At 60.4% G+C, this 25,489-nt stretch carries 29 protein-coding genes; 5 read left to right on the top strand and 24 right to left on the bottom strand.

Going from position 1 to position 25,489, the window contains the following annotated elements; translation table 11 throughout:
- Positions 1–142 precede the first annotated feature (142 nt).
- A complete protein-coding gene (locus tag PH562_RS13110; RefSeq protein ID WP_285173562.1) occupies positions 143–481 on the top strand; it encodes a hypothetical protein in 339 nt (112 codons plus the stop codon).
- Positions 482–628: 147 nt separating this feature from the next.
- Entirely contained in the window at positions 629–1,141 is a 513-nt protein-coding gene (locus PH562_RS13105) for a superoxide dismutase family protein (RefSeq protein WP_113229514.1), read from the top strand.
- Between the two features lie 116 nt (positions 1,142–1,257).
- Here PH562_RS13105 and PH562_RS13100 read toward each other — a convergent pair whose 3' ends face one another.
- From PH562_RS13100 to PH562_RS13070, 7 genes are all read right to left on the bottom strand, one after another.
- Positions 1,258–1,776 carry a tyrosine phosphatase family protein gene (locus PH562_RS13100; protein WP_285173561.1) on the bottom strand — a complete coding sequence of 173 codons (519 nt, stop codon included), beginning with the start codon at positions 1,774–1,776 and terminating at the stop codon, positions 1,258–1,260.
- Positions 1,773–2,390 carry a YfbR-like 5'-deoxynucleotidase gene (locus PH562_RS13095; protein WP_113229517.1) on the bottom strand — a complete coding sequence of 206 codons (618 nt, stop codon included), beginning with the start codon at positions 2,388–2,390 and terminating at the stop codon, positions 1,773–1,775. The genes PH562_RS13100 and PH562_RS13095 overlap by 4 nt, the downstream gene beginning before the upstream one ends.
- The gene (ygfZ, locus tag PH562_RS13090) at positions 2,387–3,226 is read right to left on the bottom strand and encodes a CAF17-like 4Fe-4S cluster assembly/insertion protein YgfZ (protein ID WP_285173558.1); all 840 of its coding nucleotides are present in this window, start codon (positions 3,224–3,226) and stop codon (positions 2,387–2,389) included. Before ygfZ ends, PH562_RS13095 begins: the two co-directional genes overlap by 4 nt.
- A gap of 176 nt (positions 3,227–3,402) precedes the next feature.
- Positions 3,403–4,161 (bottom strand): hypothetical protein, encoded by a 759-nt coding sequence (locus PH562_RS13085; RefSeq protein WP_285173556.1) that lies wholly within the window; start codon positions 4,159–4,161, stop codon positions 3,403–3,405.
- Between the two features lie 16 nt (positions 4,162–4,177).
- The gene (locus PH562_RS13080; protein WP_034507811.1) at positions 4,178–4,435 is read right to left on the bottom strand and encodes a hypothetical protein; all 258 of its coding nucleotides are present in this window, start codon (positions 4,433–4,435) and stop codon (positions 4,178–4,180) included.
- A gap of 104 nt (positions 4,436–4,539) precedes the next feature.
- Positions 4,540–4,974 carry a TIGR02301 family protein gene (locus PH562_RS13075; RefSeq protein WP_113229671.1) on the bottom strand — a complete coding sequence of 145 codons (435 nt, stop codon included), beginning with the start codon at positions 4,972–4,974 and terminating at the stop codon, positions 4,540–4,542.
- Positions 4,975–5,068: 94 nt separating this feature from the next.
- Positions 5,069–5,488, bottom strand: a complete 420-nt coding sequence (locus tag PH562_RS13070) for an NUDIX hydrolase (RefSeq protein WP_113229519.1) — start codon at positions 5,486–5,488, stop codon at positions 5,069–5,071.
- A 163-nt stretch (positions 5,489–5,651) separates the two neighbouring features.
- Here PH562_RS13070 and PH562_RS13065 point away from each other — a divergent pair, with 163 nt between their 5' ends.
- Both PH562_RS13065 and PH562_RS13060 read left to right on the top strand, forming a co-directional pair.
- Positions 5,652–5,972 (top strand): YnfA family protein, encoded by a 321-nt coding sequence (locus PH562_RS13065; RefSeq protein WP_113229520.1) that lies wholly within the window; start codon positions 5,652–5,654, stop codon positions 5,970–5,972.
- Between the two features lie 43 nt (positions 5,973–6,015).
- The gene (locus PH562_RS13060) at positions 6,016–6,780 is read left to right on the top strand and encodes an SOS response-associated peptidase (protein ID WP_285173546.1); all 765 of its coding nucleotides are present in this window, start codon (positions 6,016–6,018) and stop codon (positions 6,778–6,780) included.
- 75 nt (positions 6,781–6,855) lie between these two features.
- Here the strand turns inward: PH562_RS13060 and PH562_RS13055 are convergent, their stop codons facing one another.
- The 6 genes from PH562_RS13055 to PH562_RS13030 form a co-directional block, all read right to left on the bottom strand.
- Positions 6,856–6,996, bottom strand: a complete 141-nt coding sequence (locus PH562_RS13055; RefSeq protein ID WP_168192548.1) for a hypothetical protein — start codon at positions 6,994–6,996, stop codon at positions 6,856–6,858.
- Between the two features lie 327 nt (positions 6,997–7,323).
- Positions 7,324–8,184: a CDP-diacylglycerol--serine O-phosphatidyltransferase gene (gene pssA, locus PH562_RS13050; RefSeq protein ID WP_095434375.1), complete on the bottom strand. Its 861-nt coding sequence runs from the start codon at positions 8,182–8,184 to the stop codon at positions 7,324–7,326.
- A gap of 20 nt (positions 8,185–8,204) precedes the next feature.
- On the bottom strand, positions 8,205–8,903 hold the full coding sequence (locus tag PH562_RS13045; protein ID WP_285173534.1) for a phosphatidylserine decarboxylase: 699 nt from the start codon (positions 8,901–8,903) through the stop codon (positions 8,205–8,207).
- A gap of 305 nt (positions 8,904–9,208) precedes the next feature.
- Entirely contained in the window at positions 9,209–9,907 is a 699-nt protein-coding gene (locus tag PH562_RS13040; RefSeq protein ID WP_285173532.1) for an acid phosphatase, read from the bottom strand.
- A gap of 134 nt (positions 9,908–10,041) precedes the next feature.
- The gene (locus PH562_RS13035; RefSeq protein WP_113229524.1) at positions 10,042–11,928 is read right to left on the bottom strand and encodes an ABCB family ABC transporter ATP-binding protein/permease; all 1,887 of its coding nucleotides are present in this window, start codon (positions 11,926–11,928) and stop codon (positions 10,042–10,044) included.
- A gap of 205 nt (positions 11,929–12,133) precedes the next feature.
- Positions 12,134–14,200 carry a LysM peptidoglycan-binding domain-containing protein gene (locus PH562_RS13030; RefSeq protein WP_285173530.1) on the bottom strand — a complete coding sequence of 689 codons (2,067 nt, stop codon included), beginning with the start codon at positions 14,198–14,200 and terminating at the stop codon, positions 12,134–12,136.
- 155 nt (positions 14,201–14,355) lie between these two features.
- On the opposite strand from PH562_RS13030, the gene PH562_RS13025 reads away from it, so the two are divergent.
- The gene (locus tag PH562_RS13025) at positions 14,356–14,979 is read left to right on the top strand and encodes an LOG family protein (RefSeq protein WP_285173529.1); all 624 of its coding nucleotides are present in this window, start codon (positions 14,356–14,358) and stop codon (positions 14,977–14,979) included.
- Between the two features lie 28 nt (positions 14,980–15,007).
- Here the strand turns inward: PH562_RS13025 and rarD are convergent, their stop codons facing one another.
- From rarD to PH562_RS12970, 11 genes are all read right to left on the bottom strand, one after another.
- Entirely contained in the window at positions 15,008–15,919 is a 912-nt protein-coding gene (gene rarD / locus PH562_RS13020) for an EamA family transporter RarD (RefSeq protein WP_113229525.1), read from the bottom strand.
- A 108-nt stretch (positions 15,920–16,027) separates the two neighbouring features.
- Complete coding sequence (cimA, locus tag PH562_RS13015; protein ID WP_285173527.1) at positions 16,028–17,644, bottom strand: citramalate synthase; 1,617 nt, start codon at positions 17,642–17,644, stop codon at positions 16,028–16,030.
- Between the two features lie 139 nt (positions 17,645–17,783).
- A complete protein-coding gene (gene pip, locus PH562_RS13010; RefSeq protein ID WP_285173525.1) occupies positions 17,784–18,743 on the bottom strand; it encodes a prolyl aminopeptidase in 960 nt (319 codons plus the stop codon).
- Positions 18,740–19,216, bottom strand: coding sequence for a GFA family protein (locus PH562_RS13005; RefSeq protein ID WP_285173523.1), 477 nt, complete (start codon positions 19,214–19,216; stop codon positions 18,740–18,742). Before PH562_RS13005 ends, pip begins: the two co-directional genes overlap by 4 nt.
- Complete coding sequence (locus PH562_RS13000; protein ID WP_285173522.1) at positions 19,209–19,700, bottom strand: GFA family protein; 492 nt, start codon at positions 19,698–19,700, stop codon at positions 19,209–19,211. Before PH562_RS13000 ends, PH562_RS13005 begins: the two co-directional genes overlap by 8 nt.
- The gene (locus tag PH562_RS12995; protein ID WP_285173520.1) at positions 19,697–20,179 is read right to left on the bottom strand and encodes a GFA family protein; all 483 of its coding nucleotides are present in this window, start codon (positions 20,177–20,179) and stop codon (positions 19,697–19,699) included. Before PH562_RS12995 ends, PH562_RS13000 begins: the two co-directional genes overlap by 4 nt.
- A complete protein-coding gene (locus PH562_RS12990; RefSeq protein WP_285173518.1) occupies positions 20,176–20,544 on the bottom strand; it encodes an endonuclease domain-containing protein in 369 nt (122 codons plus the stop codon). The genes PH562_RS12995 and PH562_RS12990 overlap by 4 nt, the downstream gene beginning before the upstream one ends.
- 200 nt (positions 20,545–20,744) lie before the next feature.
- A complete protein-coding gene (gene cysS / locus PH562_RS12985; protein WP_285173516.1) occupies positions 20,745–22,136 on the bottom strand; it encodes a cysteine--tRNA ligase in 1,392 nt (463 codons plus the stop codon).
- Between the two features lie 223 nt (positions 22,137–22,359).
- Positions 22,360–23,100: an SDR family NAD(P)-dependent oxidoreductase gene (locus PH562_RS12980; RefSeq protein WP_285173514.1), complete on the bottom strand. Its 741-nt coding sequence runs from the start codon at positions 23,098–23,100 to the stop codon at positions 22,360–22,362.
- Positions 23,101–23,171: 71 nt separating this feature from the next.
- Positions 23,172–24,656, bottom strand: coding sequence for an amidophosphoribosyltransferase (gene purF / locus PH562_RS12975; RefSeq protein WP_285173511.1), 1,485 nt, complete (start codon positions 24,654–24,656; stop codon positions 23,172–23,174).
- Between the two features lie 163 nt (positions 24,657–24,819).
- Positions 24,820–25,425, bottom strand: a complete 606-nt coding sequence (locus tag PH562_RS12970; protein WP_285173510.1) for a CvpA family protein — start codon at positions 25,423–25,425, stop codon at positions 24,820–24,822.
- Positions 25,426–25,489: the final 64 nt, after the last annotated feature.

Below are 25,489 nucleotides of genomic sequence, written 5' to 3'. Positions count from 1 at the left end.
CTGGGGACTATGGTTAATACTCATTAACAATTTGTCTTTACCGGCAGCGCGAAGCAGCTTAAAAGCGAGTTCATAGTCCAACTCTGAATGTATTGTGTACAAACGACGTCGCATGAGGCGGCTCCTACCCTAGGAGGTTTGTATGTCCCATGTTTCTTCCGTATCCAACAACTCTTACCCGTATCGTGGCACGCTTTCGCGTCTCGATTCGAATGGCGATGGCCTTTTGAGCCAAGAGGAACGCGCGGTGGACGAGCGCCCCGGCATTCTCGAGGCTAACAATACCGACGCTGCTGCCGATGGTTCGAGCGGTGCATTGAGCGGCCTGATTGCCAAGCTCATGCAATTGCCGAGCGCCGATACCGCCTCTGCGGTCAAGTCACCGGAATCCAGTGTCAATTTCGACCTGGATCTGCTGTCGCCGATGGAGGCCTACAACAGCACATACGGCCAGTATGACGTCGACAGCATGGCGGCCTGACAAGCACGTCCATCCGATGTAGGGCGACCTGCCGGAATGCCGGCAAGTCGCCTTATCTTTTTGATTAGGGCCATTTTTTCCATTCGCCGGAACCCTCATGCCCGCCGCGCGTTGGGCAATTGCCACGCAGAACAGGGAGGGTGTTCCATGAAGCGGATGACGATCGTTGCAATTCTTGCCCTTGCTGCAGCCGCGCCCGCGGCAGCGCAAACTCAAAGTCAAAACACCGCCACTGCTGATTTCGTCGGCATCGACGGTAAACAAGCCGGTCGAGCGACGTTGACCGAGGGCAAAAAGGGCGTGTTGATCGAGATGGAAGTGTCCGGCATGCCCGCCAATCGCTGGGTCGCCTTCCACATTCATGAAAATAGCCGTTGCGACCATACGCACGGCTTCGAGTCAGCCGGTGGTCATTTCAATCCCACCAAGGCGGAACATGGCTTTCTGGCCGCCAACGGCCCGCATGCCGGCGATATGCCCAACCAATATGTCGATCAGGATGGCAAGCTGCGCGCCCAGGTCTTCAATGGCATGGTATCGCTGAACGGCAAGAACGGCATCCGCGGCCGCACGCTAATGATCCATGCCGACTCGGATGATTATCGCAGCCAGCCCGTCGGCGGCGCCGGCAAGCGCCTGGCATGTGCCGTCATTCAATAGAAGGCCGGCGGCCAGACAATCGAGGGTGAATCCAGCTATCGACGCGGTCGGTGTCCAGCAGCGATTGTTCTGCCGAGGGCGTGCCTGCTGGCGATGATTTGATGGCCGTCGACGTGCTAGCTGTCCAAGGGCAACATGAAAGGCGCATTGCCGTCAGCATCTGCGCCACGGCCGATCTCTTTGACTGCAGCAACCAAACGCCCGCGGCGTCCAAGCATGTCGTCGCCGATGGCGACCAGTCGGGCATTCGGCGTGGCGAATGGCGAGCTCGCGCGCAGGCGGCGTACCAGCACTAGATCGTCTTCTTCCGGGTGAACGGACAGAGCCGCGATCAGTGCTGCCGCGGGCGACCGCGAGACGCCCATCCAGCAATGGATGAGCAAGGGCGCGCTACGATCCCAGCCAGTCGCGAAATCGATGATGGCGCGAACATGCGTTTCCTGCGGGGCGACGAGATCGCCGGTTCCGGCAAAGCTGATGTCGTTCATATTGAGCAGCAGATGCCGGTCCGCCTGGATGACCGCGGGACGGTGAAAGCTGTGCTCCTTGGCCATCAGGCTGATCATCTCGCGCGCGCCATGGCGCACGGCTATTTCGGCGATGCGCGCAAGCGGCGATATGACGATCGCGGTCACGCTCCAACCCTCATGGTAGCGCGCTCTGCCTCGATCGCTTCGAAGCGCTTGAGAAACAACCGCTGCGCCTCGACTGCCGGCATAGGGTCAATCGGCAGCATCTCGCGCGTGATGTCGCGCGGCTGGCCGAAGAATTTGCGGGCTTCATCGGGCGTGAAGCCGGCGAGCAGTGTCGCCTCGAAATAGGCAGAGATCGTATCGGCCTTCTTGATCTTTTCCTTGAGTTTCGGCGCGCAATGCGGAGGCAGGGCGAAGCGCCGGTAGATGGCTGCTTCGAGCCGCTTCTCCACGAGCTTGTAATCACCGCCGACGACGGACTTGAACGGTGAGATCATGTCGCCGATCACATATTCCGGTGCGTCATGCAGCAAGGCGGCAAGCAGTTCGTCAGGCGTTGCCGGATTGAGATGGCGAAAGATCGCCTCCACCACAAGGCTGTGTTGCGCCACCGAAAAGGCATGGTCGCCGGAGGTCTGGCCGTTCCAGCGTGCGACACGGGCAAGTCCATGCGCGATGTCGCTGATCTCGACATCGAGCGGCGAGGGGTCGAGCAGGTCGAGCCTGCGTCCGGATAACATGCGCTGCCAGGCGCGCGCGGCCGTCGCCGATGTCATGCCGACGCCTCGTCGGCGCGGGTGGGGAAGGAGAGGCCGGACCAGACCGGAAGAGACGCGGTGACGTCGACCTCGCCAGCCTTTATCGGAACCTCTTCGGCGATGGCTTCGCCGGCCCGGTCTATGCGGACGATGGCAAGGCCCATATTGCCGGCGGTCGAGCCGAGCGTTCCGATCGGCTTGCTGCCGACAATCAATTCCGTACCGGGAGGCGGCAACTCGGCGCTGCCGTTGACGATGACGACACGCCTGCGCGCCGTTCCGCGATGGTGCATGCGGGAAACCACTTCCTGACCGATATAGCAGCCCTTGCGGAAGCCTAGCCCGCCGTTCAGATCCATCAGCACATCATGCGGGAACGCGTCCTGCAATGCGAAATCGCGGCCGGAAACGGCGATGCCGTTGGCGATCCGCAGCGCATCATAAAGTGCCTCGGGGTCGCTGCCGTGCTCGCCGGGCGTCCGGGTCAGCACAATTTCCGCCTTGGCGAAGCGGCTGTCCTTCGGTCCATGCGTTGCGTCATCTCCCCACGCGACCGTAACGCCCTGGGTATCCTCCGCGACGAAATCGACCTTGGCGCGCAGGCGATACATGGTGAGACGCTTCAGCAGAGCCTCCCGCTGTGCCGTGTCAGTTTCGAGTAGAAATCCTGTGCCATCTCGCCAGATCATGAAGTCGAACAGGATCTTGCCCTGCGGGGTCAGCAGCGCGCCCGGGCGCGCCTCGTCGGTGCCGAGCGAGGCAAGATCGGTGGTGATGAGATTGTGCAGGAACGTCTCCGCCTCCGCGCCGGCAATGCGGATGAAGGAGCGCTCTCTCAGGAATACGGCTGACATGATGGTTCCGCTGATTTGACCTAAAGCACGTTGCGATCTTTCAGATCGCTTCCTGCGCTTCAGGTCTTTGATCTTGCGCATGTCGTTGCCGCAAAACCGCTGCGCACTTTTGCGCGACATGCTTCATCACGCAGAGGTAGGGCCTTCGGCGGGGAACCGCAAGTTCCCCCTTCGGATCATTCGCCCGAGGTGAAGAATTTCCAGCGGCCGTCCGGCGTGATGCCGACGCGATAAAAATTATAACCGCCGAATTCCAGCATGTCGGCATAATCGCCGGCCGTCACGATGCGCATCAGATCGACCTTCTCCGGCGTGGAGAGCGTTTTGATGTCCTTCTCGGCGAAATAAGGCCAGACATAGACCTCATCAGGGGTTCCCTGGCCGACATGGGCGAAGCCCGTCGACATGATATCGAGGAGGATGGACAGGATCTCGATGCCGTCTGGATCGCCTGAAAGGTCATGCAGCGTCTTGATCGGATCTTCGCCGGGGTCGTCGGCGGTAACCTGCGTCTGCTTCAGGCCCGCCCCGATATTCATCAGCGGGCGCAGGCGTTCTAAATCACCGGAAGCGGCGGCCTCGACGATCGCCGCGCGCAGCTTCTTTACCGGCTCCGGCGCCTTGTCGATATCGTAGAGGAATTCGACCGATTTGCCGGTACTGGAAGCGCCACTACTGCTCTGGGCGGCCTGCTTGTTGATCAATGGATCGGGCGCCGGCAGCGCATTGTTGGCGGGTGCTTCCAACGCCTGCTCGATCGGCTTCTCGTTCTTCTGCTGTACGGACTGTGCTGTATCTTTCGCCTGGGGGGCTGGCGGATTGAGCTGAGAAAAGGCGCTGGCCGGTAGCGGCAGGACCGTGCTGCCCAAAAACAGGGTTACGGCAGCGAAGGAGGCAATGGAACAGGTGAGCGCATTGCCTGAAAAGATACGCATTAGCAATCTCTGGTTGTTATTGCAGGGTGCGGTTCGGAGAGAATTCGCCAGCGAGCATGCGTTCACGCAGTGATTCGAGCAAGGCTTCAGCGCCCTGTTCCCCTTGAATCCGGATCGTCTCGCGAATCGCGTGTGCGATGGCTGCGTCGGCGATGATTTCGGGCTCGATGCCATCTGCCATGCCATCGGCCCAAGCTTCATTCTGGTATTCCAGCGCTGCCTGCATCTTTTCATGAACGATCATGTCGTCGATTTCGTTCAGGCTGGTTTCCATTGTTTCTTTCCTCGAGACGTTCATGTCCTTACCACTTGCTTAATAACTCTATCAGCCTTTTCCCAAAACGACACGGCTCGCTATGAAAAGAGGTTAATAAATCGTCAATTTCCAAAGCGTGCGGTGATTTCTGTCGCCAGTGTTGCACCTTCGTTACGGTATCGCTCTTCCGCGGTGCGGGCCTGCGGCGTGCAATTCGTGTAAACCGATGCAAAGGACCGATATCCACGGTTGAAGGCCGCAGTGAGCCTTTCCTTTCGTTTCGGCTCGCTTTTGGTCTCCGTGTCGAGCAAGTGCTGCATGTCGCCGCGCCATCCGTCTTCCCGCGTCGGGCTGCATAGATTGCGCAGATAGTCGATCGAGCCGAGAATTTCGGAGAGCCGGGAGAGCTGCTCATCATAGGGCGCAGGCTGCTCGGCATTCGCATTATCGGCCGCCTGTGCCGGTGGTGCGCTTGCTGCCGGCTGTGCCGCAGCCGGGAAGGCTGCGGCAAGCGCGATGCAGATCAGAAGCGGTCGGCCAAGGCTGTTATGAATCATGTAACCATGTTGACCGGACAAGCATGACGGGAACAAGGCGCGGCAGGTGGTTTCCACGCCGATATTGCTCAGCATCGTTAATTTCGGCGCCGAGCTATGCGTTTTTTGCAGCAAGTCGTTCCACACATTCGAGCACACTGGCCGGAACGGGCAGGGTGCGCAACTCCTCCAGCGTGTACCAGCCGATGGCAGCCGCATCGTCGGCGGCTTCGGCGACCGCATCCTCATCGGCGTCCACAAGGAAGACCGAAAGCAGGAAATGGCTCGTCAGCGTTCCGTCTGCCGCATGGGAGCGCAGGTCGTAAGTCTCGAACAGGCGAGGATTGCGCGCAGATATGCCCGTCTCCTCCTTGAATTCGCGCAGCGCCGCCTCGGCCGGTGTCTCTCCTTCTTCGGCCCGCCCTCCCGGAAAGGCGTACATATCGGCGGACGGCGGGTTGCTGCGCAACACCAAGAGGAAGCGACCATTGCGTTCGAGAATGGCAGAGGACGCGGGGCGAGGATTGGAGGTCATGGATCGCTTTACATTCGGATAGGAAAATTGATGCGCGATGGCGATGAGCCATCTGCGGCCATTTCTACAGGAAACGGCACTTGCTGTCCCACGGGAAAGCCCCTTAACTCGCTCCCGGCCGAAGCGACGATTCTCAATGCGCCGAATATAAGGACGATCGGGGATGATCTACGGGCTATATGCTTTGGCGGCTCTCGCCGAAATAGCGGGCTGCTTTGCCTTCTGGGCGTGGTTGCGTCTGTCGAAGCCCGTCTGGTGGCTCGCACCCGGCCTCGTCTCGCTGGCGCTCTTTGCCTGGCTGCTTGCACTGGTGCCGAGCGAGGCGGCCGGGCGCACCTTTGCTGCCTATGGCGGCGTCTATATCGTTGCTTCCATTCTCTGGCTCTGGCTCGCCGAAGGGCGGCTGCCGGACCGGTGGGATATTTCTGGAGCCGCCATCTGCCTTGCCGGCGCGGGGATCATTCTCTTCGGTCCACGCGGCTGACCTTGGGCTTGACCCGCCGCTTCTCGGATGCAAAACAGACCCAATGTGCGGACGTTTCGCTTTGACATCGACGGCAGACCAGGTGGGCGAAGCGCTCGGCGTCCTGCTGAATGACGGGTTTCCCGCGCGCTATAATATCGCACCGACGCAGCCGATCCTCGTTGTCATCTCTGGCGACAGGCAGCGGCCAGGCAGCAACCTGCCGGATCGCCGCGCCCTGCTCGTGCGCTGGGGCTTTATGCCCGACTGGGTGAAGGATCCCAAGGAATTCCCGCTGCTGATCAATGCGAGGGCGGAGACGGCGATCGGCAAGGCCTCCTTTCGCGCGGCCATGCGCCATCGTCGTATCCTCGTTCCGGCATCCGGTTTCTACGAATGGCATCGACCGTCGAAGGAAAGCGGCGAGAAGTCGCAAGCCTATTGGATTCGGCCTCGCAGCGGCGGCGTCATCGCTTTTGCAGGGCTGATGGAAACCTGGTCGTCGGCCGACGGTTCCGAGGTCGATACGGGTGCGATCCTGACGACGGCGGCAAACAGCGCCATACGGTCCATCCATGACCGCATGCCCGTCGTCATCAAGCCGGAAGATTTCGCCCGCTGGCTCGATTGCAAGACTCAAGAGCCTCGCGATGTCCTCGATCTGATAAAGCCGGTCCAGGAGGATTTTTTCGAGGCGATCCCCGTTTCGGATCGCGTCAACAAGGTTGCCAATATGGGGCCGGATGTGCAGACACCCGTGACGCTCGATCCGATCGGGAAGCCGCCGAAGAAGGCGGATCCGGATGATGGCCAGCTAAGCCTTCTCTGAGCGGCCGCCATTCGGCGGCCAGTGACCGGAAATGCTGCCTGCCGGTATCGGTCGGCGGCGGGCAGAACTGTAGTTTCAGGCGATCTTCTTCTTGAGAGGCTTCGTCTTCAGCATCAGATGGGCTGCAAGAACGGCTTTCAGGCCCAGCGGACGATAGTGCTTGCTGGGATCGATCTTTGCCTGCGGTTGTGCCGGCGGGTCTTTCTTCTGCGTCATGTTTCACTCCTCACCATGCTCCCTCGGAGCATTTTTCGATTCACAGTCGAGTAGTGCTTTTTGTCGTAAATCATGACAAATCGAAGGCGTTTTCCAATCAGCTTTTGTAAACAACGACCATATTTCGAGAGATTAGCGCCGAAACCTCGTGTAGAATCCGCACTGCCGCAATGTTTGAATCTGCGGAAATATCCCGCCGAGCCGGCTTCCCATTGCGCCGATCAGCGATCGTCATGTCTCTGATTGATAAGGGAGACTTACAGACTAGCGGTTGCAGCGCTGCGGTGCCGCCAGAGGACTGTTGTGCAGCGGTTTGATATGCCGGCGCTAGATATGCCGGCCGATATCGTCGTTGGAATCGTCGACATTGGGATCGGCGGGGCCATTGATGGTGTAGGTGCCGTATTTCTTCGCCCAGGAGCGTGCGCCGAAGGGCAGGGACAGCAAATAGATGACGACGGTCACGACCATGACATGCCACGTATAGCTCATCAGCAACGCGACATAGACGACAAGGCCGAGCATGATCGGCAGCACCAGATCGCGCCTTACGCCATTGCCTTCCGATTTGCCGGACCATACGGGCAGGCGGCTGACCAGCAGGAAGCCGATGAGAACGGTGTAGGCTGCACCCCATAAGGCGAAGGTGCGGTCCGGCGTCAGGCCGAGAAAGCCGAGATAAACAGGTGCCAGCACCAGCATGGCGCCGGCAGGCGCGGGGACGCCGACGAAATATTCCGATTGCCAAGACGCCTTATGCTCGCGCTCGGCCATGACGTTGAAGCGCGCAAGCCGCAGTCCGGCGGCGATCGTATAGATCAGCGCCGCGATCCAGCCGAGCGAGCGGGCCTGATCGAGGAGGAACACGTAGACGACGAGCGCCGGGGCAACGCCGAAGTTGACGATGTCGGCGAGCGAATCCATCTGCGCGCCGAATTTCGAGGTGGCCTTCATCAGTCGCGCGACGCGCCCGTCGATGCCGTCGAGGAAGGCAGCGACCAGCACGGCCACGACGGCGAGTTCGTAGCGATTTTCGAAAGCGAGGCGAATGCCCGTCAGACCCGAGCAGATTGCCAGCACGGTGATCATGTTCGGCACGATCAGCCGCAACGGAATTTCCCGGAGACGCGGTCCGCGCGCTTCGTCGTTGGGCCCGTGCGGCTCGAAAGGCGGAAAAGGCGTCTTCATCTCGCTCGTATTCCTACACTTCAGCTACGGCGGCTAATGGTTGCGCCTTTGGCCGAACCGAATTCGGCAATGACGGTTTCACCGGCGATCGCCCGCTGGCCGACGGCAACGCGCGGCGAAGCACCTTCCGGCAGGAAGACATCGAGGCGCGAGCCGAAGCGGATGAGACCGATGCGCTCGCCGGCATCCAGCGGCTCGTTCGGATGGACGAAGCAAAGAATGCGGCGGGCAACGAGGCCGGCAATCTGCACGACGCCGATTTCGCCATGCTTTGTTTCGATGACAAGGCCGTTGCGTTCATTCTGTTCGCTGGCCTTGTCGAGTTCGGCATTGAGGAAGCTGCCCTGGCGATAGGCGACGTTTGTGATGCGGCCGCGCATCGGCGAACGGTTCACATGGCAATCGAAGACGTTCATGAAGATCGAGATGCGCAGCATCGGCTGGCTGCCGAGGTTGAGCTCGGCCGGCGGCGTCACCATTTGCACGCTCGAAACCTTGCCGTCTGCCGGCGATATCGTCAGATCATCGTCCTGAGGTGTCATGCGTTCGGGATCGCGGAAGAAATAGGCGCACCACAGCGTCAGGATCAGGCCGATCCAGAAGAGCGGCTTGAAGATCCAACCGAGCACCAGCGACGCGACGAAGAAGCCTGCAACGAAGGGATAGCCCTCCTTGTGTACGGGAACGATGACATTGCGTACGCTGTTCATCAAGCTCATCTATGGCCTACTCCGTTAGGGCATTCCCGTCAGGAACCGACTTTCGGTCCTCGACAAGATCATGCCAGTCAAAAGAATGAGAACAAGATAAGCGGTCTTGCTCTGAATACCAGTCGAGCGTGACTACAGGCAAACTCTGTCATGGGCAATGGTTTCGCGCGCTCGTCCTCAATGCAATCCGCGTCGAGCAAGATGCCAACGTTCCCCTGACTTGAAAAGTGCGGCCTGTGGAAACCCGTGTGGGACGCAATGAAAAGGCCGCCGATGGCGGCGGCCTCCTGTGTACTGCGTCGGCCGATCGGAAATCAGAGGCCGAGAGCGGCGCGCAGTTCAGCCTTGGCGCCCTCATACTCGGTCTTGTAGTCCTCATGCGTCATGATGGTTTCGGCGATGACGGTGCCTGCAATGCGGCCGGCTTCGATATCGGAAGCATAGTGGATGCCGCCGACGATACGATTATGGCCGTATTCCCAGGCGCGAGCCATGATGGCGGCGCGCTTTTCCGGCACCATGTTGGCAAGCACGATGCCCATCAGCGTGCCGACCGTGGTGTGGCCGGACGGATAGGAGCCGGACTTGGAGAGCGGTACGATCGGCTTGACCAGATCGCTGTAGAGATGCGGGCGCGGGCGCTTCCAGACATCCTTGGCCGGATCGACGACGGCGCCTTCAGTCTCGACGACGCGATCGAAGAAGGCCGAGAACTTCGGCAGATTTTCCTTGGTGAATTTCGGATTGTCGATGACGTCTGAGAAGCGCCAGACGTTCTCTTCGGCGTCCGCCACGGCGCGAGCCGCCATTTCCGGCGTGCGGGTCACCTGGATCGTCAGGATTTCGCCGAGTTCCGCCTTCATCTGCGCGGAATCATTGGCGGGCGGCGGCGGCAGCAGATCGAGGAGGTTGATCTCCTTGGCATCGGCGAAAGGCTTGGCATCCTCGGCGAAAACCGGCGAGGCCAGGCCGACAACGAGCAACAGGCTTAAAGCTTTGGCAAAAGTACGCATTTGGGGGGCTCCGTTGAAAAAGACCCTCGTACCTAGCAAGCTGTCATCTCAGTCTCGTGACAACAATCGGTGCATAACCGCCGCGTTCCCCCGCTTGCCATCGAGGCGCAGAATGCAACGTCTCTCGGGCTTTCTCACTTTGCCGGTGCCAGCCGGTCGATAACGCCCAGATCGTCGCTCTCACGCACTTGCTTCAGATGCTCCTCGGCCTGCGTCGCCTCGCGCTGGCGGTTCCACATGGAGGCGTAGAGGCCGTTTCGCGCCAGAAGATCGGCATGTGTGCCACGCTCGGCGATGACGCCGCTTTTCAGCACGATGATCTCATCCGCGCCGATGACGGTCGACAGCCGATGCGCGATGACGAGCGTCGTGCGGTTCTTGGAGACGACGTCGAGGGCGGCCTGTATTTCGCGCTCGGTCGTCGTATCGAGCGCCGAGGTCGCCTCGTCGAGGATCAGAACCGGCGGCGATTTGAGAACGGTGCGCGCGATCGCCACGCGCTGTTTCTCGCCGCCGGACAATTTAAGACCGCGTTCGCCGACCTTGGTCTCGAAACCTTCAGGCAGCTGACGGATGAAATCGCCGATCTGGGCGATCTCCGCTGCTCCAGTCACTTCCGTTTCGCTCGCGCCCGGCCGGCCATAGCGGATGTTGTAGGCGATGGTGTCGTTGAAGAGCACGGTATCCTGCGGCACCATGCCGATGACCTTGCGCAGGCTTTTCTGCGTGACGGTTCGCAAATCCTGGCCGTCAATGGTGATCGTGCCGCTCTGCACATCATAGAAACGATAGAGCAGGCGCGACAGCGTCGATTTCCCGGCGCCCGAAGGCCCGACGACGGCGACCGTCTTGCCGGCCGGCACCTCGAAGGAGATGCCCTTCAGGATGGGTCGCGCCGGATCATAGGCGAAATGCACGTCCTTGAACGCGATCGCGCCATTGCCGATGACGAGCTCTTTGGCATCAGGTGCATCGACCACCTCCGGCTGGACTTCGAGCAGGTCGAACATTTCCTCGATATCGGTCAGGCCCTGGCGTATTTCGCGATAGACGAAGCCGATGAAGTTGAGCGGCACGGAGAGCTGCAGCAGCATGGCGTTGATGAAGACGAAATCGCCAACCGTGTGTTGGCCGTTGAGGACCGACCAGCCGGACATGACCATCATCACTGTCGTGCCGAGGCCAAAGATCAAACCTTGGCCGAAGTTCAGCCAGCCAAGTGACGTCCAGACGCTGGTGGCTGCCTTTTCATATCGCTCCATCGATTGATCGAAGCGTCTGGCTTCCATCTCCTCGTTGCCGAAATATTTGACCGTCTCGAAGTTCAGCAGCGAATCGATCGCTTTGGTGTTGGCATCGGTGTCGCTGTTGTTCATCGTCCGGCGGATGGAGATGCGCCAGTCGCTCGCCTTGACGGTGAACCAGATGTAGAGCCAGACCGTGACAGCCGTGACCGCGAGATAGGAAAAGCCATAGCCGCGCCAGAAGATGATGGCGGTCAGCAGGAATTCGATGAAGGTCGGAAAGGTGTTGAGGATCGTGAAGCGGACGATCGTCTCGATGCCCTTCGTGCCGCGCTCGATGATGCGCGAGAGGCCGCCTGTCTTGCGCTCCAGATGGAAACGCAGCGAGAGCTCGTGCATGTGCACGAAGGTCCTGTAGGCGAGCTGGCGCACCGCATATTGGCCGACGCTTGCAAACAGGGCATCGCGCAGCTGGTTGAGGCCGAGCTGGATCAGGCGTGTCGCGTTCGTGGCGATGATCAAGGCGATAGCGCCGACGAGGAACGCAGGCAGTATGCCTTGCATGTCGAGCTTGCCGTTCAGCGCATCGACGGACCATTTGAAGAAGTAGGGGACCAGCAGCAGGAAGAATTTCGAGACCAGCAGGAAAACGGTCGCCCAGACCACCCGCATCTTCAGATCCATGCGCCCGCTCGGCCACATATAGGGCCAGAGATTGACGATGGTGTTCAATGGATTGCTGGAATCCGCCGATATGGTTTTCTTCTGGCCTGCCATGTCCGTCTCCGGCGAATGATTGGGCAGCCGGGCGTGACAGTCTTTGCACAGCCGACTGGCAAGCCTTCATAGCCAAGACATGGCCATTACGCGAAGGCTATGGGGGTCGGGCGACGCTTATACTATTTTCATACCGTATAAAAGCAGCGGCCAGTCGCTGATGAGCCTGGCCGCGGCCAATGTTCACGATGGACGGTCGTTGCCGCTAGAGATGCTCACCCGAAAGCCGCTTGCGATGAAGCTCCTCGGCATTCGGCAATGCGTCCTTTGGCAGGCCGAAGACCTGTCCCGGCAGGATCCGGTCCGGATTGTTGATCTGGTCCTCGTTGGCCAGATAGATGGTTGTATAGCGCACACCCGCACCGTAGATGCGGCGCGAGATCTGCCACAGCGTATCGCCGCGACGGATGATGACGGCATTGGTGTCCTGCGACAGCGGTGCCTGCTCGATCGTCTTCGGGCCGCTGTCGTTGGATGAGACCTCTGTGTTCGGCTGTGCCGGTGCCGTCTGAACAGGCTCCGTGATAACAGCGATCATCTGTTCGAGCCCAGGCAGCGCCGCGCCGACCGATTTCGGATCTTTCGGCAAAGCCACCAAGGTGGCAAGCGCCCTGGAGGCCGCGCTTGAAGCGTCGGCCGCAGCCTTTTTCAGCATAGCACTGGCGCTGATGGTCGGCCGGAATTCCGACAGCGACTTGAGCGCTATTTCCGTGCCGGAGCGGGCGGCTGCGAGCTGTTCTGCATTCGGCTGCTTGCCGTCGGTAAAGAGGCCCTTGAGCAGCGCAAAAGCTTTGCCAGCGTCTTCCTTGAGCTTGGTAAGCTCACCCTCGTCAAGCGGTACCATGTTTGCCATGGTCGCCTGCGCCTGACCATTGGCGGCGGCGGGTGTCTGCGCCGCGACCGTCACCTGATTGCCTTCGGGGCGCGTGAAGTTGACGCTGGTCCGCACCACCACTTTGCCGGCTCCATCGAGTACATCGACGCGGATTTTGTGATCGCCGACAGCAAGAGGCATGGGTCCGTCTACGACGAAGTGACCGTCTGCACCCGCGACGTTCTCACCGATCAGCTTGTCGTCGGCATAGGCACGGACTTTTGCATTTGGCTTCGTGGTGCCGGCAACGAAGATATGGTTGTTTTCGATCTCCACCGCGTTGACCATGACGTCTTGATCCGCCTCCACCTTCGCTGCGGGCGGTGTTGCCGCGCCTGCCGCAGGATTGGCGGATGCGATCGCTGTACCATCCTGTTGCGGCTTGGCATCTGCCGTGGCTGCCGGCTTATCCGTCGCTTTGGCCTGTGCGTCGGCTGCCGACGCGTCCTGTTCGCCGGCGGTCACGCGGCCCTGCTTGGCGGAAGGCGCGGTGATGATGCGGCTTGCAGCGCCTGGCTTCGACACCATCGCAAGGACCTGGGTGGAATTGTCCTTCGGCACGGAGACGGTGGCGACTTCCTCGGAATTGACGGCCTTGCCGTCCTTGCCGGTGGCGCGCAGTACCAGTTCGTGGTCTCCAGGTGGCAGCGGATTGTCGAGTACGGCGGCAAAGTCGCCGCTCGGGCCGACATTGATCGTCGTGACGACCTTTTCGCCGTCGACGATTTCCAGCTTGGCATTTGGCTCGGCCGAACCGGCGATAACCGTCGAGCCATCCGGCTCGACGCGCAACACGTCGAATGACGGTACGCGAGGATTGGCAGCCGCGTCGGTCTCGGGCGCCTGTTTGCCTGTCAACGCTGCGAAAGCCTTGTCGATCGCCACACTGGCTTCGGCTGGGTTTTCCGGAAGAGATTGGATGATGGCGAGCGCCTTGCCTGCACCGTCCTGCGCTTTCTTAACGAGTCCCGTCGTCGTTGCGTCGATCCCTTCGGGGAGCGCGAAGCCGACGATCGGTTGCAGCGCGGTAATCGCTTTCGTCTTCGCAGCCGTGAAGGCATCCTGGGCCGGTGCATTGCCGTCCTTGAAGAGTGCCTTCAAATCGGCCAGCGAAGCGGTCGCCGCGCCCGTCAGGTCGGTCAGCTTCTTCGCGAGGTCTGCAGTATTGACGGCGGTCGATGCGGCATTCTGCGTGGCCTTGGTCGCGCTCTCGGCGGTCTCGCCGGCCTTTTGCGCGTTTTGGTCGATGGTATTCTTCACCGCGTTGCCGGCCTGATTGACAACATTGCCGATCGGAGTCTTGTCGCCGTTGATGCGTGGCATCACGAAAAAGACCATCAACAAGGTCGCCACTGCCAATACCAACAGAGCCAGCCAACCGGCACGGTTCTTCATCATCATTCATCTCCACGCGGCGAAGTCGTCGCAACTCCTGAAATTGCTAGCGATTTCGCCTGCTTTTACAAGCTTTCTAAGCCATTTTCGCATGTCCCGGCACAAGTTTTCCTTTGAAAAATCTTGACTGAGCATCTGCAGCATAGTTGTTTGCATTCATGACCGACGATTCCACGCCAATTCGAACCATTTGCGTCTATTGCGGCTCGCGGCCGGGGCGCGATCCGTCCCACATGGCTGCCGGCCGCGAACTGGGCAAAAGCATTGCCGAAAACGGCCTGCGTTTGATCTATGGCGGCGGAACGAAGGGCATCATGGGCGCTGTCGCGAGCGGCGTGCTGTCGCACGGCGGTCAGGTCACCGGCATCATTCCGGAATTTCTGGTCGATATGGAAGCGACGCGCCATTCGCTCGGTCAACTCGACGAACTCATCATAACGCCTGATATGCATGCGCGCAAACACGGCATGTTCGAGCGCGCCGACGCCTTCGTGGCATTGCCGGGCGGCATCGGCACCTTGGAAGAGATCGTCGAGATCATGACCTGGGGTCAGCTCGGCCGTCACGAAAAGCCGATGGTCTTCGCCAATATCAATGGTTTCTGGGACCCGATGATGGAGCTTATCCGCCATATGACGGAAGAAGGTTTCGTCCATACCGCCCATCGCGTCCAGCCTCTCGTCATCGACAAGATCGCCGATATCATTCCGGCCATCCGCAAACACGCCGCCGAGACGCATGGCGACCGCGGCGGCGAAGAGGCCGTCATTTCCAAGCTTTGATTGGGGATCTGCTAACCAGGCCCGCTGGTTAGCCTCCTCTGCTCTGACGCAGCATCGACCAGCTGTAGAGCACGAGACCGGCCCAGATCAGCGAAAATGCAACGAGCTGCGTCGTTCCGAAGGGTTCCTTGAACAGAAAGACGGCGATCAGGAAGACCATGGTCGGCACGATATACTGCATAATGCCGATGGTCGACATTCTCAGAAGCTTCGCGCCATTGGCGAAGATCATCAGCGGAAGCGCCGTCACGAGTCCGCAGCCGAGCAGAAGCGCCGTATCCGAAATGCCGGTCTGGTAAAAGTGGCCTTCGCCGCGCGCTTCCAGATAGAGGATGTAAAATGCTGCCGGGATGCAGAGCAGCAGCACCTCGATGAAGAAGCCCTGATTGGCTCCCACAGGCAGGGTCTTGCGGAAAAAGGCATAGAAGCCCCAGGAGAAGGTCAGTGACAACGCGACCCAGGGCAGGGTGCCGGCTTTCACCGTCAGGATGATGACGGCGGCGGCTGCAAGGCAGATCGCGACGATCTGCGTCGGCGCAAGCTTTTCCTTGAGCAGGATGGCGCCGAGCGCAATGCTGAATAGCGGATTGATGAAGTAGCCGAGGGCAGCATCGAGCGAATGGCCGGCGCCGATCGCCCAGACATAGGTTCCCCAGTTGATGGTGACGAGCGCTGCCGTCAGCGATGCCATGGCGATCGTGCGCGGATTGCGAAACGCCGCCTTCACGTCACCCAGGCGACCGAGCGCCAGCAGCACGATGCCTGCGACGGGGACCGACCAGACGATGCGATGGGCAATGACCTCGAAAGCCGGGATATGCGCCAGCGCCTTCATATAGAGCGGCAGGATGCCCCAGAAGAGATAGGCCGTCATCGCAAAGCCGAAGCCGCGGATAGCGTCGTTGTTCTTGATTTCAGGTTCGACCGCGTCGGTGGCCATGAATTTTCCCGTCTTTCACAATTATTTGAGACGGGATTACTCCAATGCATGCGGCATGGCTAATTCATTTCCTTGACGGCATCGTCAAGCTTTTTGATGGGCGGCGGATCACTCCGCCGCTATTCTGCCTGCCATATGGCGGTTTTTCATCAGCTTATAGATGACGGAATCCATCAGCGCCTGGAACGACGCGTCGATGATGTTTTCCGAAACGCCGACAGTCCACCAGCGCACGCCGTCGCTATCGGTGGATTCGATCAGGACTCGGGTTATGGCCTCCGTACCGCCGTTGAGGATACGCACCTTGAAGTCCGCCAGTTCCAGGTCGTCGATCTCATGCTGGTATTTGCCGAAATTCTTGCGCAGCGCCAGGTCGAGCGCGTTGACCGGGCCATCACCTTCGGCCACCGACATGATGGTCTCGCCATCGATGATGATCTTGACCACCGCTTCCGAGACGATTTTCACCCGGCCGTGGGAATCGAAGCGGCGTTCGACCATGACGCGGAAACCATCGATCGCGAAGAACTCCGGGATGGTGCCGAGCGTGCGCCGCGCCAGAAGCTCGAAGCTCGCGTCCGCGCCTTCGTAAGCATAGCCTGTCGCTTCACGTTCCTTGACGATCTGGATCAGCTGGTCGAGCTTGGGGTCGTCCTTGCCGACCTCGATGCCGCGCCGCTTCAGCGCGTTGATGAAGTTCGACTTGCCGCCCTGGTCGGAGACCATAACCTTGCGGAAGTTGCCTACACTCTCCGGCGGCACGTGCTCATAGGTGCGCGGGTCCTTCAGCAGCGCCGAGGCGTGGATGCCGGCCTTGGTGGCAAAGGCAGAGGCGCCGACATACGGAGCCTGATGGTCAGGTGAGCGGTTCAGCAGCTCGTCGAAGGCATGTGAAAGGCCGGTTAGGCCCACCAGCCGTTCGGCGTCGATCGTCGTTTCGAAACGTTCGCTATAGGCTCTTTTCAGCGCCAGCGTCGGGATCAACGTGATCAGGTTGGCGTTGCCGCAGCGCTCACCGATGCCGTTCAGCGTGCCCTGGATTTGCCGAACGCCGGCCTCGACCGCAGCAAGCGAATTGGCAACGGCCTGGCCGGTGTCATTATGGGCATGGATGCCAAGACAGTGCCCGGGAACGCCGCAGGCGATGACGGCCTCGACGATAGCCCGGATCTCCGGCGGCTGCGTGCCGCCATTGGTGTCGCAGAGTACGACCCAGCGAGCTCCGGCATCATAGGCCGTCTTGGCGCAGGCAAGCGCGTAGGTCGGATTGGCCTTGTAACCGTCGAAGAAATGCTCGCAATCGACGAGAGCCTCCTTGCCGGCATTGCCGGCTGCCTTGACGCTTTCTGCGATGCTTTCGAGGTTCTCCTCATTGGTACAGCCGAGCGCCACCTTGACGTGATAGTCCCAGCTCTTGGCGACGAAACAGATCGCGTCGGATTTCGCCTGCAGTAAGCTCGCAAGGCCGGGATCGTTGGAGGCGGAGATGCCGGCGCGCTTCGTCATGCCGAAGGCGACGAAGGAGGCCGATGTCGTGCGCTTCTCGTTGAAGAAAGCCGTATCCGTCGGATTGGCGCCGGGATAGCCGCCTTCGATGTAGTCCAGGCCGAACTCATCCAGCATGGTCGCAATGGCAATCTTGTCCTCGACCGAAAAATCGACGCCGGGCGTCTGCTGGCCATCGCGGAGCGTCGTGTCGAAGAGATAGATTTTTTCGCGTGTCATACTGTTCCTCCGGCGAACCGGTTTGATCGTGGGTTGCCCCTCATCCGTCCTCTCCCCGTTTCCACGGGGCGAACGTCTTGTGAGCTTATTCCCTCTCCGCGAGCGGGGAGAGGGCTAGGGTGAGGGGCTTTTTTCGGCATTATACTTTCCCGGCAAACTTATCCGTCGCGCGGATCAGCTGATCGAGAATGCCAGGCTCCGACGAGGCATGGCCTGCGCCCTCGATCAGATGAAATTCCGCTTTCGGCCAGGCCTTGTGCAGCGCCCAGGCATATTTGGCGGGGCAGGGCATATCGTAACGGCCATGGACGATGACGCCGGGAATGTCCTTCAGCTTGTAGGCGTCGCGCAAAAGCTGGCCCTCTTCGAGCCAGCCGGCATTGACGAAGAAATGGTTCTCGATGCGAGCGAAGGCATGTGCATATTCTGCATCCTCGAACTGGGCGCCGACCGCCGGCTCCGGCAGAAGCGTGATCGTCTCGCCTTCCCATATCGACCATGCCTTCGCGGCTTCCAGGCGGGCAGCCTTGTCCGGATGCGTCAGCAGCCGATGGTAAGCGGCCATCATCTCATGACGCTCTTCCGGTGGGATCGGGGCAATGAAGCGCTCCCATTTGTCGGGGAACATCTCGGAGACGCCGAACTGATAATACCAGTCGAGTTCGGCTTTGGTCAGCGTATAGATGCCGCGCACCACCAGCTCGGAAACGCGATCCGGATGCGTTTCGGCATAGGCGAGCGCCAGCGTCGAGCCCCAGGAGCCGCCGAATACAAGCCATTTCTTCACACCGGCCATTTTGCGCAGCCGCTCGATATCGTCGACCAGATGCCAAGTCGTATTGGCCTCCAGGCCCGCATGCGGCGTCGAGCGCCCGCAGCCGCGCTGGTCGAATAGGGTCACGTCGTAAAGCGTGGGATCGAATACGCGACGATGGCTGGGCGAAATGCCGCCGCCCGGGCCGCCATGGAGGAAGACGGCGGGCTTGGCGCCGGGCGTTCCCACGCGTTCCCAATAGATCACATGACCGTCGCCGACATCGAGGTGACCGGAGGCATAGGGTTCGATTTCCGGATAAAATGTGCGCAGGAGCTCGGTCATATTTTCAGCCCTTCCGCCGGCCAGACATCCGTGTCGTGGTCGGGATGCTGGAAGGAAATGATTTGCTCCTGCCGCGAGTAGAAGTCCGGATCCTGATAGGCGGGTTTTTCGAAGATCGTCTCCACCCAGGGCAGGCGATAAGCATGGTTGACCTGGATCTGCGGGGCGAGATCATCGCGCTCGTCGAAGGCGCCGATGGCAATTTCGAGGCCGCCGGGATGACGGTATGTCAGCGGTGTGCCGCAGTTCTTGCAGAAGCCGCGATCGATGTTAACGGAGGACTGGAAATAGGTCGGCTCGCCGCGCGTCCATTCCACGCCGTCTTCAGGGGCGGTAACAAGCGCGGAGAAGAAATTGCCAAACTGCTTCTGGCACATGCGGCAATGGCAGATCGACGGGCGGCCGAGCTCGCCGCGAATGCGAAACCGCACAGCGCCGCATTGGCATCCTCCGCTTCTGATGGCTTCACTCATCGTGCTTCTCCTCTGGCCAGCTTGAGGTATCGTGATCGGGATGTTGATGATTGGAGAGCTTGATCGATATCGCACGATCTGAGCTATCCTCATCGGGTTCCATCGGCAGCGTATCGAGCGCCTGGAACCAGGGCATTTTTCCTGCGCGGTTCGATTGCGCGATGGGTTGGACCGCCGCTGGCTCGTCCAGCGAGCCAAGTGTCACATTGATGGAATCCGTGCCTGGAACGTCATAGAGCAATGGCGTACCGCAAGTGCCGCAAAAGCCACGGCGCACGAGATCGGACGAATGAAACCATGAGGGTTCGCCGCGCGTCAGCTCGAAATCGACACGCTTGGCACTCCCCAGCGGCAGGGCGTAATTGCCGGAGGCCTTCTGGCACATGCGGCAATGGCAAAGATGCGGATAGCCGAGCGCACTGGCGGTGCGATAGCGAACCGCACCGCATTGGCATCCGCCGCTATGTCCCGCTGTCATCGTCATTTGCCGCCCTCCGGTGGCCATGCTGCCGTATCGTGATCAGGATGCTGATATGACACAAGTTCAAGCACGAAGGGCGCTTGCTCGGCGTCCTCTTCCGTCCGGTGTCCAGGCAGCAGATGCAGCCGATCGACGAAGCCGATCTTGGCTTCCGTACCATATTGCACGACAGGCGGCAGTTGCGAGGGATCGTCGAACGCGCCGGCCGCAACTGCGATGCCATCGGGCGCCTCATAGGTCAGTGGCGTGCCGCAATCCCCGCAGAAGCCGCGCTTCACAAAGTTGGACGATTGAAATGCCTTCCGCTCCCCACGTGTCCATGTAAGCTCGGTGCCGCGCACCGAAACCAGCGGCGCATAATAGGCGCCGAAGGCCTTCTGACACATGCGGCAGTGACAGATGGAGGCGTCCGTCAGCTCACCCCGCACCCGGAAGCGAACCGCGCCGCACTGACAGCCGCCGGTGTAGGTCGAGGCGGTCATGACCTATCCTTTCCGCCGACGATGAGAATATGCATGCAGACGTTATCGATATCCTTCAGAACATCGTCATTCCAGAAGCGCAGGACAGTCCAGCCCTCGGCTTCGAGACGGCGGGTGCGAACCTTGTCATAGGTCTGATCGTGGTCATTGCCATGCTGGGAGCCATCGACTTCGACGATGAGTTTTTCAGAAGGGCAGGCGAAATCGACGATATAGCCGGCGATGGGCAGCTGACGGCGAAAGCCGAGGCCCATGAGGCGGTGGGCGCGCAATTCATTCCAGAGCCGAAGTTCCGCGTCCGTCATCACCTTGCGCATGCGGCGGGCACTGCTGCGGATCTTCGGCGGGACTGGAGTATGCGGCAAGTTACCCCCCTCTGTCCCTGCCGGGACATCTCCCCCACAAGGGGGGAGATTGTTAACTCGTAGCACTCGCCCAGCACAAACGAAGATCGAATCCGTGGAGACTATGCTCCTTGGTTTTGAGAAGAGGCGCGGCAAACTCCCCCCAATCTCCCCCCTAGTGGGGGAGATGTCACGAAAGTGACAGAGGGGGGTAACCAGGTTCACCGCTTGATCTCCCAAGTCGTGATGCGCTCGCCCGTCGCCGCATCCTTGCCGTCCTTGAGCTGGATGCCCATGGCCGTCAGCTCCTCACGAAGCTTGTCAGCCTCGGCGAAGTTCTTTGCCTTCAGCAACTCCAGACGCTGGCGCACCTTGGCATCAATCTCTGCGACCACAGCTTCGTCGATCTCTGCCTTCTTCGGCAGCAGGCCGAGAAGATCGGCGCTGGCCGCGAAGACCGGCAGGAGGCTGGCATCGGCATTGGCGGTCTGTGCCAGGGCATGCAGTGCCTGGATGGCGGCGACGGTGTTAAGGTCGTCGCCGAGTGCGGCAAGCACGGTTTCATCCGGAGCCGCGCCGCTCAGGTCGGCAGACGGCCATTTGGCGATCAGCCGTTCGGCCTCCTCCAGGCGCTTCACTGAGAAGTCGATCGGCTCGCGATAATGCGTCATCAGCATGGCAAGCCTCAGCACCTCGCCCGGCCAGGTCCGCCCGCCGAGCTTGTCCGTCTGCAGCAATTCGTGGATGGTGACGAAATTGCCTTCCGATTTCGACATCTTGCGGCCTTCGACCTGCACGAAGCCGTTATGCATCCAGACATTCGCCATGGCATGCGTGCCATGCGCGCAGCGCGACTGGGCGATTTCGTTTTCATGGTGCGGGAAGATCAGGTCGAGCCCGCCGCCGTGAATGTCGAAGACATTGCCGAGATAGCGCCCGCTCATGGCCGAGCATTCGATATGCCAGCCCGGACGGCCGCGGCCCCAGGGGCTTTCCCAGCCCGGCTCGTTTTCATCCGACAGCTTCCAGAGCACGAAATCGCCAGGGCTCTTCTTGTGTTCGTCGACGGCGACGCGGGCGCCAGCCTGCTGCTCATCGAGATTGCGCTTCGAAAGCTGGCCGTAGTCGGCCATCGACTTGGTGTCGAACAGCACTTCACCGGCCGCGCGATAGGCGTGGCCCTTCTCGATCAGCGTTTCGATGATCGCGATCATTTGCGCGATATTGTCGGTCGCCCGCGGCTGTACCGACGGCTCCAGGCAGCCGAGCGCCGTCGTATCCTCACGGTACTGCCGCTCGGTCTTTTCCGTCACCAGGCGGATCGCATCATTCAGCGGCAGGCCGGGATGGTCGCGGAGCGCGCGCGCGTTGATCTTGTCATCGACGTCGGTGATGTTGCGGACATAGGTGACCTGGCTCTCGCCGTAGACATGCCGCAGCAGCCGGAACAGCACGTCGAAAACGATCGCCGGGCGGGCATTGCCGATATGGGCGAAATCATAGACCGTCGGGCCGCAGACATACATGCGGACGTTGTCGCGGTCGATCGGCTGGAAATCGACCTTTTCGCGCGTCAGCGTGTTGTAGAACTTCAATTGCGGCTCGGCGGCCATATCACTCTCCCAAGGCATAAATCCGAAAAAATACCGTCACCGGCAGGCCGGACGTTTGTCATCTTGGATTTTGGGAGACGAAAACGGCCAGGCCAGCGAAACGCTAGTGAATAATCTTCCGGCAGATAATGCAGATAACCGTTTTCATGGGCGGCTTTATCGCGCGCCGGATGAATTTGGTCAAGTAGGGATAAGGCGCCTCAGGTAAAGGCCTGGGATGTTTTTATTCCGGCATCCGGTAGTCGACGAGCCTGTTCTCGCGCACGACGAAAAGCTTGCCGGTTTCAGTGACGTCTGTGCCGGTGAGCGGGACGATCGCCTGGGCGACCTCTCGCGGATGCGGCAGCGTATCCGGGTCTTCGCCGGGCATCGCCTGGGCGCGCATGGCGGTACGGGTAGCGCCCGGATCGACGCTGGTAATGCGCAGCGGCGTGCTCTGTGTTTCCCCGGCCCAGGTGCGGGCCAAAGCTTCGACAGCCGCCTTGGAGGCGGAATAGGGACCCCAGAACGGTCGGCAGCGATGGGCGGCGGCCGAGGAGAGGATGACGGCGCGGCCGGCATCGGCGCGCATCAGCAGCGGCTCGACGGAACGGATCAGCCGCCATGTGGCGGTGACATTGATCGTCATCACCTTCTCGAACACCTTGGCCTCCACATGGCCAATCGGCGAAATCACGCCGAGAACACCGGCATTGGCGACGAGGATGTCGAGTTTGCCCCAGCGCTCGAAGATGGAGGCGCCGAGCGCGTCGATGGCATTCATGTCGGCAAGGTCGAAGGGCACCAGAGTTGCCGAGCCGCCGACAGCCTTGATGGCATCGTCAAGCTCTTCAAGCCCGCCGACCGTGCGGGCGCAGGCGATCACATGCGCGCCGGCCTTGGCCAGTTCCAACGCCGTGAAATAGCCGATACCGCGCGATGCGCCGGTGATGAGGGCGATCTTGTCCTTGAGGTTGACGCTCATGCTGCCTGGATCCGGATATGTAAGGGAAGGGAAAGGGGCGAAATGCCCCTCTCGGCCGTTACTTGGGCGTGTCAGCCGTTGCTGGCGAGAACGGAAAGCTTGCGCACGTTGCTGGTGCTTTCCCTGTCGAGCAGGCGGGTCGGATAATCCCCGGTGAAATAATGATCGGTGAACTGCGGCTGCGCATTGTTGCGCGGCTCGCCGCCCACGGCACGGTAGAGCCCGTCGATCGACAGGAATTCCAGCGAATCCGCACCGATGAAATCGCACATGGCCTTCAGGTTGCTGTACTGATTGGCGAGCAGCTTGTCGGCGTCCGGCGTGTCGATGCCGTAGAAGTCCGGATGGAAGATCATCGGGCTGGCGACGCGGATATGCACTTCGCTGGCGCCGGCATCGCGGATCATCTGCACGATCTTCACGGACGTCGTGCCGCGCACGATGGAATCGTCGACCAGCACGACGCGCTTGCCTTCGATGATGGCACGGTTGGCGGAATGCTTGAGCTTCACGCCGAAGGCGCGAATCTGCTGCGTCGGCTCGATGAAGGTACGGCCGACATAATGGTTGCGGATGATGCCGAGTTCGAAGGGAATGCCGCTTTCCTGCGCATAGCCGATCGCCGCCGGCGTGCCGCCGTCCGGCACAGGCACGACGACATCGGCCTCGATGGGAGCTTCCTTGGCGAGATTGATGCCCATGTTCTTGCGCGCAACATAGACGTTGCGGCCGCCGACAACGGAATCGGGACGGGCAAAATAGACATATTCGAACAGGCAGAGACGCTCGGGCTGCGAAACGTCCGGCTTGCGTGCGTCGATGGTGATCGAACCATCGGGCTGGATCTCGCAGATGATCACTTCACCGTTTTCAACGTCCCGAATGTATTTTGCGCCGATGATGTCGAGCGCGCAGGTTTCCGAGCAGAAGATCGGCTTGCCGTCGAGTTCACCCATGACAAGCGGCCGGATGCCGATCGGGTCGCGCGCTGCGATCAGCTTCGTGCGCGTCATGGCGAGCATCGAATAGCCGCCTTCCATCTGCCTGATGGCATCGATGAAGCGGTCGGAAGAGGAAGCCTGCTTGGAACGTGCAATAAGGTGAAGAACGACTTCGGTATCCGAATTCGACTGACAAATGGCACCATCGGCGATCAGTTGCCGCCGCATGGTCAAGCCGTTGGTGAAGTTGCCGTTATGAGCGATGGCGATGCCGCCGACTTCCAGTTCGGCGAATAGCGGCTGCACGTTGCGAAGCACGGCGTCGCCCGTCGTCGAATAACGCACATGGCCCATGGAGCGGTCGCCGGGCAGGCGGGCAAGAGTTGCGGGATCGGTGTAGTGATCGCCGACGAGACCCATCCGTCGCTCGGAATGGAAGCGCTGACCGTCGAATGAAACGATGCCGGCCGCCTCCTGGCCGCGATGCTGTAGGGCGTGCAGGCCGAGGGCCGTCAAGGCAGCCGCATCCGGATGTCCCAGAATGCCGAAGACGCCGCATTCTTCATGCAGCGTGTCGCCGTCGATATCGTCCTCGAAGGAAACGGAATGGTTCATGGCTGCGGGCCTTTGCTCTCAACGTGGGCGGATCGGGGCGGCGTCACGAGTGACCATAAAATAGCTCAAAATCCGGCCGGAAAAAATATCGGGCCGGATCTTCTAATGTCACGCCGCTCAAATGGCGATTCTCGGGCGGCAGGTCAAGCCTGTAAACGCACTGTCAATTGTTTGTCTGCGGCGCAGGCGCGTCATCCGACGGTGCGGTATCGTTCGGCGTGGCGTTTTCGCCGCTTCCCTGCTGCTTCGGCGCGATCTTGTTGAGGATCTCGGCCGGCAGCCTTGCCTGAATGTCCTGCGGAAGCGCTGCCGTCAGCTTCTCGACCATTGAATCGAGGAATGGCTTCGATTTGGCGTTGTTGACCCAGTCCGGACGGGCGGCCGGTGCTACCAGCCAGTTCCAGAAGGCCACGACGACGACCATCAGGAGCAGGCCGCGCGCCGCACCGAAGAGGAAGCCAAGCGTGCGGTCGAGCGCACCGATGCGGCTGTCAATGATGAAATCGGCAATCCGGATGGTGATGAAGGAAATGATGATCAGCGCCAGCAGGAAGATGACGGCGGCGGACGCGATCGTCGCGATCTTGGTGTCGGCCTTGTATTGCAGGGCGTAGGGAACGAGCAGCGGATAAAGATAGTAGGCGGCGACTGCGGCGCCGCCCCAGCTCACGATCGAGAGAATTTCGCGCGAGAAGCCGCGAACCATGGCCAGAACGGCGGAGAAGAGAAGAACGCCGATAACAATACCGTCGAAAATCGTAATGGGCATCTATAATCCACTTCAAGACTTGCCGGACCTTTTGGTCGGCATCGGCCTCAATCAGGAGCCTCTT

Source organism: Rhizobium centroccidentale, from assembly GCF_030182565.1.
Classification (GTDB): domain Bacteria; phylum Pseudomonadota; class Alphaproteobacteria; order Rhizobiales; family Rhizobiaceae; genus Rhizobium.
This window is presented reverse-complemented; position numbering and strand designations above follow the sequence as displayed.